The following is a 13,466-nucleotide window of genomic DNA, read 5'->3' on the forward strand; positions in this document are numbered from 1 at the left end:
GCACCTGACAGCCCCGATCAGGCGCCGAAGAAGGAGCTCCGCTTTGGCGGCGCGGGCGCCGGCTGCTCGGGACCTGGATCATCCGGCGGGCGGGCCATCGGGAAGACGGTTTCGGTTGGAACGATCTTCGGGCGGCTCGCGGCCGCAGGCGCCGGGTCGTTGGCCGGCTCGGCCGGAGGCTGGGCGGCCGCCTCCACCCTCTTCGATGCGGGCGCGGCCTGCCTCTCCTCCTCGGCCGTCACCACCGGCTCAGGCGGCAGTGCGACCGGTGCAGGCTGAACCTCCGGCTCATTCGCCGCCTTAGGCGCCGTCACCGGTTCGACCGCCACCGGGGCCAGCTCGATGACGGGCGCCAGGACCGGCGGTGCCGGCTGTTCCGCCTCGTGATGATCGGCGAGGACATCGTCGACCTGCAGCACTGGTCCACCGATCTCGGCGACGGGAACCTTCCACTCAAAGGCGTCGAGGCGGCCGGTCACCAGCGAGGCCGGCAGCCAGACGTCGCTCGCCTGGCCGTCGGCGGTCCAGACCGGATCGCGCGCGGCGCGCAGCGCCCGGGCCATCCATTCGCGGGCGCGCCCGTGATCGCCGTGTTCCTTGGCGCTGATCTCGGCCTGCAGCAGGCAAGCCCGCTGGGTCGGTGTCGCCGTGGCGGCGATGTCGTCAAGGGCGCGCCGGGCGACGGCGAACTCGCCCGCATCGATGGCGGCGCGGGCGATGGCCATCAGGCCCTCGGGATGGGAGGGGACGAGGCGGGCGAGATATTCGACGCGCTTCAGTTCGTCGAGGCGCGCATCGCCCCGTCGGGCATGGCAATAGACCTCGGCGAGGTCCGGATGCGGCGTTGCCTTCCAGGCCGCCTCGATCACCCGTGAGGCTTTGCGCGCATCGCCGTCGGCGGCGAGAAGGCGGCCGGCCACCACGGCTGCCGGGACGAGGGTCGGCGCCAGCCCGTGCGCCTCGATCGCCAGGGCCTTGGCGGCGACGGGGTCGCGGTCCTCAAGGGCGATGGCCTTGGCGGTGAGCAGAACGGCGCGGCGACGCCTGGCCTGGTCCTTGTCGATGACCCGGGCCGCATAGTGCTTCTCGATGCTGGTCAGTGCGCCGTCCCAGTCGCCGCTCAGCGTCTGGCTCTCCAGGATCGCCTGGGCGGCCCATCCGGCCGAGGCCGATTCCCGGATTGCCTCGTCGGCGATGGCGCGCGCGGCGACCGTGTCGGATCGGCGCTGCGCTTCCACATAGAGCCCGCGCAGCCCAAGAAGCCTGGTCTCGGGCGCGCCGAGCATGGCGCGGAACGCCTGTTCGGCGCCACCGCGGTCGCCGGCGAGTTGGGCCGTCTGCGCCTTGAGCAGCAGGGTCAGCGGCTGGTCGGGCGCATATTTTGCGGCCTCGGCGGCGTGGCGCTCGGCACTGCGCCGGTCGCCGGCGCCGATGGCGATGATGCCCCGGCTGATCGCCTCGGTGCCCTTGCGTCGGCGCCTGCGGCGCAGTGCGCGGGCGGCGAGCGCCGGGCTGGCGATCAGCCAGCGGGTGAGGCCGATCACGGCCATCACCAGGGCGGCGGCCACCACCAGGGCGATCAAGCCTGTGAGAACCTCGAATTCGATCTGGCGGCCGAGCCAGAGGATGGAGACGGTGCCGGGCTGATCGGCCATCCAGGCGGCGCCGAAGCCAAGCGCGCCGAGAAGGACGAGGAAGAGGACTAGGCGGATCATGATCTCTCCTCAGCCTCCGCTCAGGGCGCTGGCGGCATCGGTCGACAGGCGGCGCAGAGCGGATTCGGCGGCGGCACGGGCGCGGGCTTCGGCGGCCCAGTCGGCCCCCAGAGCCCGGACCGGTTCCGGCAGCCGGTCGAAATCGGCCAACGCTCCGGCAAGGTCGGCGCGGCGGAGTTTCGCCTCGATGCGGGCGACCGCAGACGGCACGTCGTCGCCGGCCGCCTCGCCCACCGGGCGGATACGGACGAGGTTCTGCGCGCTTGCCGTCAGGCGTTCGAGCATCGTGCCGTCGGCTGCGGGGCCGGGTGCGGCGCGCAGCAGTGCCGGCGCCAGTGCAGCGAAGCGCTGGGCAAGGGCGCCCGTCGCAGCGAGGCCGCGTTCCGCATGGGGTTGCAGGGCGCCCACGGCCTCGGCGGGCAGGCCGAGGGCGCCCGCCATCCGCAGTTCCGCGACAAAGGGCTGGCCGCGGTCGACGGCGGCACGCAGCGCGCCAAGCCCCACGACAAGGGCGGCACGCCGGCTGGAATCGCCCGCCTGCGCCCGTCCCGCTTCGAGTGCCGCGACCTTCTCCGTGAGGGCGGCGCCAGAGGCCGCTGTCGCCTTCACCTCGGCCTCGAGCAGCTGGAGGGCGCTGCCGATCTCGGCGATACGGCCGGACTGCGGCGCGGTCAGCGCGGCGATCCGCGCCTCAACGCGCGCCATGTCGATGGAAGGGGCGGTCGACGGCGCGGGCGGCGTGGCGCGCTGGGCCGCGGCAACAGCCTCGACGGCGGTCTTGAGGGCGTCGATCTCGGTCCTCAGGGGCGCCAGATCGACGACCGGCGCCGCGGCGGTTGCGGCCGATCCGCCGCCTGTTGGGGCCTGCCGCTGTTCGAGTGCGGCGAGGCGGGAGTCCAGACTGGCGCGCGCCGTGTCGAGGGCCTCGATGCGGCGGGTGACAGGCGCGAGGTCGACTGGTGCGGCGGCAGGGCCGGAAGCGGGTGCCGCCGGGCGCGCCACGATCTGGCGGACCTGGCCGTCAAGCGCGGCGAGGCGCTGTTCGAGGGCCGCGTTGTCCTGGCGGGCGGCACCGGCTGGCCAGTAGCCGGCCATCTGGGCGCCGACGGCGAGGCCGCCGGTCAGAAGGGCTCCGATCAGGCCGGCGGCGGCGAGCTGGCCGAAACCGGGACCAGCCGGGGCCGGCGCTTCCGGTGGGGCGACCGCCGCGTGATGGTCGGGCGGCGATGGCTCGCGCGGCGCATCCCGGTCAGAGGCCATCGACGGAGCGCGATCGGCTTGCCCAGCGGATTGGGGCGTAGGTTCCTCCGGGACGGCACCCGCAGCGGTCGGTGCCGTGGCCGGCTCCTGGGTCGCGACCGGGGCGTCGGCTGGCGTTGCCGTTGCGGCAGGAGCGTTGCTCACCGCGACGTCTGCGGCCACCGCTTCAGGCACCGGCATGCTGTCCGGAGCCGCTTCGGGGGCTGTCTCGGCCGTCGCGGCGTGAGCCGGCGCGACGGTCGCCGCCGGCACCACTTCCTGCGCCTCAAGAGTGATCGTCGGGGCCTTGCCGCGACGCTTGAGCTTCGGATCGTCGCTCGGGCGGTCGTTACTGGCCATCCGCTGTCTCCCGCTTGCCCCTCGGGATGGTTTAGCGCGCTGGCGGACCCCGCCGCAACCCGAGTCAGGTCAAAGGGCGTCGAGGAGGGCGGTCTCGTCGGGCCGCTGAGCGCTCATGACGCATGAGGCGGCGAGAGGTTCCAGCATCGCCGCCACTGCCGGTGACAGGCAGAGATGACGGAGGCGGCGGGCCTCGGCAGCCCATCCCCGGGTAAGGCACAGGTCGCAGAAGACCTCTGAGGCGCGCGGCGAAAAGTGTAGCACGGCGTCGAGGGTTCCACCCGCCAGGTTTTCCGCCGCAGCCTCCGGCCACGCGGCTGCCGGCGTCATCCGGTAGATGACGGCAGCGACGACGGCGAGCCCGGACGGAGCAAGGGCCTTGGCGAGGTCGCCGGCCCGGTCCTCGCCGCCAGGATGGAGAACTCGGGCGCCGCGGGGAAGACCGGCAGCCGCAATGAGCGTCGCCAGGGCACGCAGGTCCCCCGCCGCGGAGCGGATGTCGCTGAAGCCGGCCGCGGCCAGCGCCCCGGCCGTGCGGTCACCAACGGCAAAGGCGGGAAGCCCTGCCAGCGCGCCGCGCCTGTCCGCGGGCATCATGGCGATCGTGCGGGGGCTGGTGACGGCCAGCGCGGCAAAGGGCCCATCGATCTCCGCCGCGACCGGCTCGGCGACGAAGAGCGGCGCCACCACCGCCTCGTGGCCGCGCCTCGCCAGGGCCCCGGCCGTCCGGGAGGCCTCCGGTTCGGGCCGCGTCACGAGGACGCGCATCAGTGGGTTCCGAAGAATCCGGCGCCGGCGCGCCCCTTGAGTTCGGCGCCAGCGTCGCGCCCGAGGGCGACGGCGTCGCCCGAGGTTCCGGAGCGCGCCGCCACGTGGCTCTCGCTGCCGTCGGGCCGGAGGATCTCGCCGGTAAAGGACAGGGCGTCCCCTTCGAGGCGCGCAAGGCCTGCGATGGGCGTGCGGCAGGAGCCGTCGAGAATGGCGAGGAAGGCCCGCTCGGCAGCGAGGGCGAGGGCGGTCGGCGGATGGTCGAGCGGGGCGAGCAGGTCGCGCGTCCGGGTGTCGTCGAGCCGGGTCTCGATGCCGATGGCGCCCTGGCCGACGGCGGGCAGGAAGCGCTCCGTCGCGACGATTTCGGTGACCTCGTGGGCGATCCCGAGGCGGTTCAGACCGGCCATGGCGAGCATGGTGCCCGCGACGTCGCCGGCATTGAGCTTGGCGAGCCTGGTCTGGACGTTGCCGCGGAAGGTGATCACCTCAAGGTCCGGCCGCTCCCGCCGTATCTGCGCCTGCCGGCGCAGCGAGGAGGAGCCCACCACCGCGCCCTTCGGCAGGCCGGCGAGCGTGGTCGCGGCGCGGCCGATGAATCCGTCGCGCACATCCTCGCGCGCGAGGAAGCAGACGAGGCCGAGGCCCTCGGGCAGGGTGGTCGGCATGTCCTTGGAGGAATGGACGGCGAGATCGATGCGGCCATCGAGCAGCTGCTCCTCGATCTCCTTGGTGAAGAGCCCCTTGCCGCCGGCTTCCGACAGGGGCCGGTCGAGGATGGCGTCACCGGTGGTCTTGATGATCTCGACGGCGATCTCGTCTTCCGCAACGCCGTGGGCTTGCGACAGGAGGCGTCGGACCAGGTGGGCCTGGGCGAGCGCCAGGGCGGAGCCTCGGGTGCCGATGCGGAGGAAGGGCGATTGCGCCATGGGAAGGTCCGGTGATACGCGGGACCCAGATCATAGCGAGGGATCGGCGGACAGGAAGACCCGTCGAACCGCCTGTGGCGGAGGTTGAGGCTTCATGCTGGTTCTCGGAATCGAGACCACCTGCGACGAGACGGCGGCGGCGGTCGTGCGCGTGGGCGCCGATGGGCGCGGCACGATCCTGTCGAATATCGTGCGGACCCAGATCGCGGATCATGCGCCCTATGGCGGCGTGGTGCCGGAGATCGCCGCGCGCGCCCATGTGGAAATCGCCGACCGTGTGACGGCCGAGGCGCTGCGGGTGGCCGGGGTGAGCGCCGGCGACCTCGACGCCGTGGCGGCGGCGGGGGGACCTGGCCTCGTCGGCGGCGTCCTCGTCGGGCTCACCACCGCCAAGGCCATGGCCCTGGTGCTGGGCAAGCAACTGGTGGCGGTCAACCACCTGGAGGCCCATGCCCTGACGGCGCGGCTCACCGACGATGTCGCCTTCCCCTTCCTGCTGCTGCTCGTCTCTGGCGGCCATACCCAGCTTCTCGCGGTCAGGGGTGTCGGCGACTATGCCAAGCTCGGCACGACGATCGACGACGCCATCGGCGAGGCCTTCGACAAGGTCGCCAAGCTTCTCGGCCTGCCCTATCCGGGGGGGCCTGAGGTGGAGCGCCGGGCGACGACCGGCGATCCCCGCCGCTTCGCCTTCCCGCGGCCGCTTCACGGCCGCCCCGAACCGGACTTCTCGCTGTCGGGCCTGAAAACCGCCGTCCGCATGGCGGCGGAGGACCTGCGCGCGGCGTCGGGGACGCTCTGCGCACAGGACGTTGCCGATCTCTGCGCCTCGTTCCAGGCGGCGGTCGCCGACATGGTGGCCGACCGCTGCAGGCAAGCGATCCGGCTGTTCCGGGCGCGCCATGGCGAACCCACGGCCCTGGTGGTCGCCGGGGGTGTCGGCGCCAACCAGACCCTCAAGGCCGTCCTGCAGAAGACCGCGGACGAGGCCCGCTTGCAGCTGGTGGTCCCGCCGCCGAAGCTGTGCACCGACAATGGCGCGATGATCGCCTGGGCCGGCGCCGAGAGGCTGAGGCTCGGCCTCAGCGATCCGCTCGGCGTGGCGCCGCGGGCGCGCTGGCCGCTCGATGCCGGCGCCACCACCATCGGGTCGGGCCGGCTGGGGGCCAAGGCATGAGCGGCGGAAAGGGAGCGGTGGGATGACGGACAGGACGCGGGTTGCGGTTCTCGGCGCCGGAGCCTTCGGAACGGCGCTGGCCAATGTGGCGGCGCGGGCCGGCTGCCGTGTCTCGCTCTGGGCCCGGGAAGCGGCGACGGTGGCCGAGATCAACGGCCGCCGCACCAATCTTTCCCGGCTGCCGGGCGCGCAGATCCATGACCAGGTGACCGCGACGGCGGCGCTCGAGCAAGCGCTCGCCGCCGATATCGTTCTGATGGTCGTCCCCGCCCAGGCGCTGCGGGCGGTTCTTTCAGCCTGCGTGCCGCATGTCCCGCCCGGCACGCCGCTGGTCGTCTGCGCCAAAGGTATTGAGCGCACCACGGGCCGCTTCCTGTCGGACATCGTCGGCGAGGTCGCCCCGGCCTGCGTGCCCGCCGTGCTGTCCGGACCGAGTTTCGCCGCCGATATCGACCGCGGCCTGCCGACGGCCGTGACCGTCGCCGCCGCCGAGGGGGCGGTCGCCCGCCGCCTCGCCGCCGCGCTCGGTTCGCCGGCCTTCCGCCTCTATCACTCCACCGATGTGCGCGGCGTCGAGATCGGCGGTGCAACCAAGAACGTCCTCGCCATCGCCGCCGGTATTGTCGCCGGCCGCCGGCTCGGTGCCAGCGCGACGGCGGCGATCACCGCCCGGGGCTTCGCCGAAATGACGCGGTTCGGCACGCATTTCGGCGCCAAGGCCCAGACAATGATGGGCCTCTCGGGTCTCGGCGACCTGATCCTCAGCTGTGCAAGCGTCCAGTCGCGCAACTTCGCCCTTGGCCACGCGCTGGGCGAAGGCAAGGGACTCGATCTTCTTTCCGGCAAGGGGGCGCTTGCGGAAGGCGCGCTCACCGCAGAGATATTGGTGGAGAAGGCCCGCGAGGCCGGCATCGACATGCCGATCGCCGAAGCCGTCGATGCCGTGCTCGGCGGCATCATCGACGTCGACCAGGCGATCGTGCAGCTGATGGCGCGGCCGCAGCGGGCCGAGTGAGTGTTCAGGTGACCAACGGGAGGCGATGGAGCAGCCGATGACCAATTTCTTCGACAAGCTGGCCCGCGGGGTCGAGGCCGCGACCAAGGCCATGGGCTCCGATCTGGTGGCCGAGACCCATCCCTTCGACCTTAGCCATTCGGTGGTCTTCCCCGTCGCCAAGTTGATGAAGCGGCGCACGGGCGGCGAGCCGATCGTGGTGATCGAGCTCTCCGACGGCAAGACGACCATGACGCTGGCGGAGTTCGACCGGTTCGTCACCGAGCTCGACGCCTTCCGTAAGCTCATCCCCTCCGTCGCCACCGGCCCGAAGATCGAGGGCGCGTGAATGGCGTACTGGCTCTACAAGTCCGAGCCCTTCAAGTGGTCTTGGGACCAGCAGGTTGCGGCGGCCGACAAGGGCACGTTCTGGGACGGCGTGCGCAATCATGCCGCCAAGCTCAACCTGATGCGCATGAAAGCCGGTGACCGCGGCTTCTTCTACCATTCCAACGAGGGCAAGGAGATCGTCGGCGTCGTCGAGGTGATCCGCGAGGCCTATCCGGACCCGACCGCTGCGGCGGGTGAGCCCTGGGTGGTGGTCGATATCAAGGCGGTGAAACCGCTGCAGGTCCCGGTCAGCCTCGAAGCGGTGAAACATGCGCCCGACCTTGCCGACATGGCGCTCCTCAGGCTGTCGCGGCTCTCGGTCCAGCCGGTGACGGACAGGGAATGGGCTATCGTCTGCGCGATGGGCGGGATCGATCCCTGAAGCATTACGGATAGGGAAGCCGGCATGGACGGGGACCGCGGCGGCCACTGGGAGGCCGTTTATTCGACCAAGGGCGAATCTGACGTCAGCTGGTACCAGGAGGATCCTGCCACCTCGCTCGCCTTGATCGCATCGGCCGGCGCGACGGCGGCCTCGCCGATCATCGACATCGGTGGTGGTGCCTCGCGGCTGGTCGACGCGCTGCTGGCGCGGGGCCATCGCGACCTGTCGGTTCTCGACCTCTCGGCCGCCGCCCTGGCGACCGTGCGCCGGCGCCTGGGGCCGGCCAGCGGCGGGTTCCAGGGCATGGTGGCGGATGTCACGACCTGGCAGCCGCGCCGTCGCTACGATGTCTGGCATGACCGCGCCGCCTTTCATTTCCTCACCGAGGCCGCCGACCGGGCGGCCTATGTCGCGGCGCTGAAGGCGGCCTTGCCGCCCGGCGGCCATGCGGTCATCGCGACGTTCGCCCTGGATGGCCCCGCGCGCTGTAGCGGCCTGCCTGTGATGCGCTATGACGGCGCGCGCCTCGGCGCGGTCCTTGGGGATGATTTCGAGCGGCTGGAGACGCTGGCGCATGGCCACGTGACTCCCTGGGGCGCGCCGCAATCGTTCCAGTTCAGCCTGTTCCGCCGCATCTGAGGCCTGCTGCCGCCGCCGATCACGGTCTCTGCCACGCCGGCTTCGCAAGACCGGACTTGCCAGCTATCATGGTCGAAACGTCGTTTCGTTGAAGGCTTTTCCCGAAGGCTTTGTCCATGACCGAATCCCCCGCGCCGCGCGGACCACTTGCCGGCATCCGCATCCTCGACCTCACCTCGGTCATTCTCGGTCCCTATGCGACCATGCTGCTTGGCGACATGGGCGCCGAGATCATCAAGGTGGAGAGCCCGGGCGAGGGCGGCGGGGACATCATGCGCTGGCCGGGCGCCGGACCGGAGGAGGCCGGCCCCGGGATGGGCCCGCTCTTCATGATGTACAACAAGAACAAGAAGTCGGTGGCGCTCGACCTGAAGCGCCGCGAGGACCAGGACGCCTGCGTCGCGCTGGCGCGGACCTGCGACGTCGTCTGTTCCAACATGCGGATGGACACGGCCGCCCGCCTGACCATGGACTATGACAGCCTCAGGGCGCACATGCCCAACATGATCTACATCCATGCTGCGGGTTTCGGCGCGGATGGGCCCTATGCCGGCCGGCCGGCCTATGACGACCTCATCCAGGGGATTTCAGGTGGGGCCGACATTCTCCCCCGCGTCGACGGCAATCCGGCACCGCGCTACCTGCCGACTCTGGCCGCGGACAAGACGGTTGGGCTGTTCATGGTGCAGGCGGTGCTGGCCGCCCTGTTCCACAAGCAGCGGACCGGTGAAGGGCAGTTCGTCGAGGTGCCGATGTTCGAGTGCTACACACATTACGTCATGCACGAGAACCTCTACGGCCATGTCTACGATCCGCCGCCGCCGGGAACCGGCTTCGGCTACGGGCGCATCCACAATCCCGACCGGCGGCCCTACAAGTCGCAGGATGGCTGGATCGGGATCCTGCCCTATACCGACCGAAACTGGACCGACTTCTTCGTGCTGGCCGGGCGGCCGGAACTCAACAGCGACCCGAAATTCTCGACCTACCGGGCGCGGATGGTGAACATCAAGGAACTCTATTCCATGATGGATGCCATGGTCTCGACGCGGACCAATGCCGACTGGGCCAAGGTCCTGACCGAGAAGGCGATCCCCTTCGCGCCGATCAACCGGTTCGGCGATCTGATGGAGGACCCGCATCTCAAGGCGGTGGGCTTCTTCCGCAAGCACGCCCATCCCGACGGCTATGTCTGGGTCGACATGAAGCACCCGGTGAACTATGCGACGACCCCGGCCTCGACGCGGATGGCGCCGCCCAGGCTCGGGCAGGACACGGCCGAGGTGCTGCGCGAGGCGGGTGTCTCGCTGCCGAAGGCGGCGGAATAGGCGTCGGTGCCCCGGCGCCCCGCTGCGCTCAGTTGAAGAGCGCGTCGATGTCGTCCTGGCTGGCGTGGCCGGCATCCTCGGAGAGCTTGGGACCGTTGAGCAGGGCGGCGTCGCCAGTCGCCTCGCTGATGCCCTCCACCGCGATGTCCTTGAAGCTGTCGAGACCTCCCCAGATCTCCATCATCCGCACGATCCGGTCCTCGATGAACTTCAGCGTATTGACCACCTTGGTGATGCGCTGTCCCGTGAGGTCCTGGAAGTTGCAGTGCTCGAAGACGGTGATGATCTTCTGCTGGATGTCGTCGATCGCCGCCTGATCCTGGGTGCTCTTGAGCTTGGCGGCGAGCTGGCTGGCGATCTGGTCAATGCCCTCGGCGGCGGTAAGGATGCCCTCGGTCGCCTCCTGCGTGCCGGTGACGATGGCGTCGAGCTCATGCGTCACGCGGGTCATCTGCTTGCCCTTGAAGCCGGTGACGTGCAGCGTCGCGATCTCGTGCTTGGTCTGGTCGATGGCCTGCCAGATCTGGTCGAGCTCGGCCTTCAGTTTCATCGCCTCCTGCATCTCCGCCCGATAGGCCTCGATCATCTGCTTCGAGACCTCTTCCGGCGGGCGGATCAGGGCGCGCAGCTGCTTGATCTCGGAGAGGATCTCCTGATGGCCGCCGCTGGCGGGCGCTCCCTTGGAATGCGGTGAAGTCTCCGGCTGGGAGATCACTTCGATGCGAAAGGCTCTTTTCTGGGCGCGCATGGACGATCCGGGCAAGACGTAACCTCCGGCCGAAAGCGACCGGTTTGCATAAAGGTACCGGCAGGGAGTTAAGAGGCGGTTCCGCCGCATTCACCCAAAAAATCAAGGTCCACTGCAAAAACAATTAATGTTAATAATATGTTTATTCAAAAAACTGGTGTCTTAATCAAGTATCCAGCACTCATTTACGTGGGCTTAACCGTAATGAAACGCTGTCGCTGTTGACGCTTCGAAAAGGATGTTTCCGGCCGCGGCGTTTACCATTCGCTGGCGGCTTTGGGCGCTTTGCTGAAGCCTCCCGAGATGATGGGCTGTTCCACCCCTCGCCCTGTGTTGCGTATCAGAGTTCGGCGATGTCCCTTTCCCGTCTGACGGCCGCCCTTGCGGCCCTCTGCCTCTTCGGCACGACCTTCCAGGCCTCCGCGCAGATCGCGGGGGTCCGCCGCGATCTCGGCGGCGGTTTCATCGAGTTCCTCTATCATGGCGGCCAGCCGACAGGTCCCATCGCCGGCGCCCACCGCGCCGGCGCGCCGCCGCGCAGCATGCCGACCTCGCCGGCCCATCTCAGGGCCTCGCACACGGTCGCTCCCGATCTCGAGCCGGTGCGCCCGCTGCTGCCCCGGCCGGCGGAGCCGCGGCTGCAGCGCGAGGCCGCGCCGCGTTCCGCCCCGGCCCGCGGCATCGATCCGCGGTTCCTGCCGCAGCAGGTGACCTTCCAGAGCAGCCATCGCCCCGGCACGATCGTGATCAACACCGCCGAGCGGCACCTCTATCTTGTCCAGGCCGGTGGCACCGCCATGCGCTACGGCATCGGCATCGGCCGCCCGGGCTTCGGCTGGACCGGGACCAAGACCATCACCCGCAAGGCCGAGTGGCCGGACTGGCGCCCGCCGGCCCAGATGCTGCGCCGCCGTCCGGACCTGCCGCGCTTCATGGCGGGCGGACCGGCCAATCCGCTCGGTGCCCGGGCCCTCTATCTCGGCTCCTCGCTTTACCGCATCCACGGCTCCAACGAGCCCTGGACCATCGGCCAGGCGGTCTCCTCGGGCTGTTTCCGCATGCGCAACGAGGATGTCATCGACCTCTACAACCGCGTGCGTGTCGGCACCCGGGTGGTGGTGATGTGAGCTTCGCCGCCGGGCCTCACGGGCCCTGCGGCTGTCCTTGCGGCGGGCAAGCGCAACAGCGTCCCGCCGCGGCGCTCGAACGAGCGGACAGGAGGGGCCGCTCCGTCTCACGACGGGGCGGCCTTTCTGTTGGGGCTTCAGGCCGCTTGACGCGCGCCCCGCATCCCTCCCCTTCGCCGCCGTGCCTTGCGGGACCGCGGCCCGCTGATAGGATCGTTCGCGATCCAGCCCCTTCCGGAGATTTTTTCCATGTCCAAGACGAGCGCGCTGCGTGTGGTCGGCGACGATGCCTCTGCCACCGCCATCCCGAACGACCTCCAGGCCTTCTGGATGCCGTTCACGGCCAACCGCTCGTTCAAGGCGCGCCCGCGCATGGTCGCCCGCGCCAAGGGGCTCTACTACTACACCCCCGAGGGCAAGCAGGTGATCGACGCCACGGCGGGCCTGTGGTGCTCCAGCGCCGGCCATTCGCGCGAGCCCATCGTCGAGGCGATCCAGAAGCAGGCGGCGGAGCTCGACTTCGCCCCGACCTTCCAGTTCGGTCATCCCAAGGCCTTCGAACTGGCGAGCCGCATCGCGGCGCTGGCCCCCGGCGACCTCGACCATGTCTTCTTCTGCAATTCCGGCTCGGAAGCCGCCGACACCGCGCTGAAGATGGCGATCGCCTATTGGCATGCCCGCGGCAAGGCCTCGAAGACCCGCCTCATCGGCCGCGAGCGCGGGTATCACGGCGTCGGTTTCGGCGGCATCACGGTCGGCGGCATCGTCGCCAACCGCCGCGTCTACGGCTCCATGCTGGCGGGTGCCGACCACCTGCCGCACACCTATAACCGCGAGAAGCAGGCCTTCTCCAAGGGCGAGCCCGAGTGGGGCGCCCACCTTGCCGACGAGCTGGAGCGCATCGTCGCCCTGCACGACGCCTCCACCATCGCCGCCGTCATGGTCGAGCCGATGGCCGGTTCCACCGGCGTGCTGCCGCCGCCGCAAGGCTATCTGAAGCGCCTGCGCGAACTCTGCGACAAGCACGACATCCTGCTCATCTTCGACGAGGTCATCACCGGCTTCGGCCGTCTCGGCGCGCCCTTCGCCTCGGAGCGCTACGGCGTCATCCCCGATCTCATGACCTTCGCCAAGGGCGTCACCAACGCTGCCGCTCCGATGGGCGGCGTCGTCGCCCGCAAGCACGTCCACGACGCCTTCATGACCGGTCCCGAGCATGTGGTGGAACTGTTCCACGGCTACACCTACTCGGCCCATCCTTTGGCCTGCGCCGCCGGCCTCGCCACGCTCGACCTCTACCGCGATGAGGGCCTGTTCGAGCGCTCCAAGGCGCTGGAGCCGGTCTGGGCCGACGCCATCTTCTCGAAGCTGAAGGGCAAGCCGGGCGTCCTCGACATCCGCCAGGTCGGCCTCACCGCCGCCGTCGATTTCGAGGGCTGGAAGGACGCGCCGGGCAAGCGCGCCTTCGTCGCCATGGACAAGGCCTTCCACGACGAGGGCATGATGGTCCGCACCTCCGGCGACTGCCTGGTGGTGACCCCGCCCTTCATCGTCACCGAGGACGACATCGCCCAGATCGCCGACAAGCTGTCGAACGTCATCGACGCGACGGTCAATCCGTCCTGACGCGCCTGACCCCGTACGAAGCGAAAGGCCCGGCCCGCGCC

At 70.1% G+C, this 13,466-nt stretch carries 13 protein-coding genes; 8 read left to right on the forward strand and 5 right to left on the reverse strand.

The window, feature by feature from the left end; all coding sequences use genetic code 11:
* Window positions 1-17: 17 nt before the first annotated feature.
* The 4 genes from Q0C57_RS07175 to hemC all read right to left on the reverse strand — a co-directional run bounded on the left by Q0C57_RS07175 (window position 18) and on the right by hemC (window position 5,011).
* Window positions 18-1,715 (reverse strand): heme biosynthesis HemY N-terminal domain-containing protein, encoded by a 1,698-nt coding sequence (locus Q0C57_RS07175; protein WP_296574157.1) that lies wholly within the window; start codon window positions 1,713-1,715, stop codon window positions 18-20.
* A 9-nt stretch (window positions 1,716-1,724) separates the two neighbouring features.
* Complete coding sequence (locus Q0C57_RS07180; protein ID WP_296574160.1) at window positions 1,725-3,314, reverse strand: mitofilin family membrane protein; 1,590 nt, start codon at window positions 3,312-3,314, stop codon at window positions 1,725-1,727.
* A 69-nt stretch (window positions 3,315-3,383) separates the two neighbouring features.
* A complete protein-coding gene (locus Q0C57_RS07185; protein WP_296574163.1) occupies window positions 3,384-4,082 on the reverse strand; it encodes a uroporphyrinogen-III synthase in 699 nt (232 codons plus the stop codon).
* A complete protein-coding gene (hemC, locus tag Q0C57_RS07190; protein WP_296574166.1) occupies window positions 4,082-5,011 on the reverse strand; it encodes a hydroxymethylbilane synthase in 930 nt (309 codons plus the stop codon). Before hemC ends, Q0C57_RS07185 begins: the two co-directional genes overlap by 1 nt.
* A 94-nt stretch (window positions 5,012-5,105) precedes the next feature.
* Here hemC and tsaD point away from each other — a divergent pair, with 94 nt between their 5' ends.
* From tsaD to Q0C57_RS07220, 6 genes are all read left to right on the forward strand, one after another.
* Entirely contained in the window at window positions 5,106-6,188 is a 1,083-nt protein-coding gene (gene tsaD / locus Q0C57_RS07195; RefSeq protein WP_296574169.1) for a tRNA (adenosine(37)-N6)-threonylcarbamoyltransferase complex transferase subunit TsaD, read from the forward strand.
* 22 nt (window positions 6,189-6,210) lie between these two features.
* Window positions 6,211-7,203 carry an NAD(P)H-dependent glycerol-3-phosphate dehydrogenase gene (locus Q0C57_RS07200; RefSeq protein ID WP_296574172.1) on the forward strand — a complete coding sequence of 331 codons (993 nt, stop codon included), beginning with the start codon at window positions 6,211-6,213 and terminating at the stop codon, window positions 7,201-7,203.
* Window positions 7,204-7,240: 37 nt separating this feature from the next.
* Window positions 7,241-7,531 (forward strand): hypothetical protein, encoded by a 291-nt coding sequence (locus Q0C57_RS07205; protein WP_296574177.1) that lies wholly within the window; start codon window positions 7,241-7,243, stop codon window positions 7,529-7,531.
* Entirely contained in the window at window positions 7,532-7,954 is a 423-nt protein-coding gene (locus tag Q0C57_RS07210; protein WP_296574181.1) for an EVE domain-containing protein, read from the forward strand. It begins immediately after the preceding gene.
* Window positions 7,955-7,978: 24 nt separating this feature from the next.
* On the forward strand, window positions 7,979-8,596 hold the full coding sequence (locus tag Q0C57_RS07215; protein WP_296574183.1) for a trans-aconitate 2-methyltransferase: 618 nt from the start codon (window positions 7,979-7,981) through the stop codon (window positions 8,594-8,596).
* A 116-nt stretch (window positions 8,597-8,712) separates the two neighbouring features.
* Entirely contained in the window at window positions 8,713-9,924 is a 1,212-nt protein-coding gene (locus tag Q0C57_RS07220) for a CaiB/BaiF CoA-transferase family protein (protein ID WP_296574186.1), read from the forward strand.
* 28 nt (window positions 9,925-9,952) lie between these two features.
* Here the strand turns inward: Q0C57_RS07220 and Q0C57_RS07225 are convergent, their stop codons facing one another.
* Complete coding sequence (locus tag Q0C57_RS07225) at window positions 9,953-10,672, reverse strand: protein phosphatase CheZ (RefSeq protein WP_296574189.1); 720 nt, start codon at window positions 10,670-10,672, stop codon at window positions 9,953-9,955.
* A gap of 353 nt (window positions 10,673-11,025) precedes the next feature.
* Here Q0C57_RS07225 and Q0C57_RS07230 point away from each other — a divergent pair, with 353 nt between their 5' ends.
* Complete coding sequence (locus Q0C57_RS07230; RefSeq protein WP_296574192.1) at window positions 11,026-11,799, forward strand: L,D-transpeptidase; 774 nt, start codon at window positions 11,026-11,028, stop codon at window positions 11,797-11,799.
* Window positions 11,800-12,048: 249 nt separating this feature from the next.
* Window positions 12,049-13,425, forward strand: coding sequence for an aspartate aminotransferase family protein (locus tag Q0C57_RS07235; protein ID WP_296574195.1), 1,377 nt, complete (start codon window positions 12,049-12,051; stop codon window positions 13,423-13,425).
* Window positions 13,426-13,466: the final 41 nt, after the last annotated feature.

The sequence above is a fragment of the Phreatobacter sp. genome (genome assembly GCF_022843985.1).
Classification (GTDB): domain Bacteria; phylum Pseudomonadota; class Alphaproteobacteria; order Rhizobiales; family Phreatobacteraceae; genus Phreatobacter.

What these genes read in the sequence shown, in the direction of transcription:
- Q0C57_RS07180 (WP_296574160.1), bottom strand. Translation starts at nt 3,314, where the DNA reads ATGGCCAGTAACGACCGCCCGAGCGACGATCCGAAGCTCAAGCGTCGC.
- Q0C57_RS07225 (WP_296574189.1), bottom strand. Translation starts at nt 10,672, where the DNA reads ATGCGCGCCCAGAAAAGAGCCTTTCGCATCGAAGTGATCTCCCAGCCG.
- Q0C57_RS07215 (WP_296574183.1), top strand. Translation starts at nt 7,979, where the DNA reads ATGGACGGGGACCGCGGCGGCCACTGGGAGGCCGTTTATTCGACCAAG.
- Q0C57_RS07205 (WP_296574177.1), top strand. Translation starts at nt 7,241, where the DNA reads ATGACCAATTTCTTCGACAAGCTGGCCCGCGGGGTCGAGGCCGCGACC.
- Q0C57_RS07235 (WP_296574195.1), top strand. Translation starts at nt 12,049, where the DNA reads ATGTCCAAGACGAGCGCGCTGCGTGTGGTCGGCGACGATGCCTCTGCC.
- Q0C57_RS07230 (WP_296574192.1), top strand. Translation starts at nt 11,026, where the DNA reads ATGTCCCTTTCCCGTCTGACGGCCGCCCTTGCGGCCCTCTGCCTCTTC.
- hemC (WP_296574166.1), bottom strand. Translation starts at nt 5,011, where the DNA reads ATGGCGCAATCGCCCTTCCTCCGCATCGGCACCCGAGGCTCCGCCCTG.
- Q0C57_RS07210 (WP_296574181.1), top strand. Translation starts at nt 7,532, where the DNA reads ATGGCGTACTGGCTCTACAAGTCCGAGCCCTTCAAGTGGTCTTGGGAC.
- Q0C57_RS07185 (WP_296574163.1), bottom strand. Translation starts at nt 4,082, where the DNA reads ATGCGCGTCCTCGTGACGCGGCCCGAACCGGAGGCCTCCCGGACGGCC.
- Q0C57_RS07175 (WP_296574157.1), bottom strand. Translation starts at nt 1,715, where the DNA reads ATGATCCGCCTAGTCCTCTTCCTCGTCCTTCTCGGCGCGCTTGGCTTC.
- Q0C57_RS07220 (WP_296574186.1), top strand. Translation starts at nt 8,713, where the DNA reads ATGACCGAATCCCCCGCGCCGCGCGGACCACTTGCCGGCATCCGCATC.
- tsaD (WP_296574169.1), top strand. Translation starts at nt 5,106, where the DNA reads ATGCTGGTTCTCGGAATCGAGACCACCTGCGACGAGACGGCGGCGGCG.
- Q0C57_RS07200 (WP_296574172.1), top strand. Translation starts at nt 6,211, where the DNA reads ATGACGGACAGGACGCGGGTTGCGGTTCTCGGCGCCGGAGCCTTCGGA.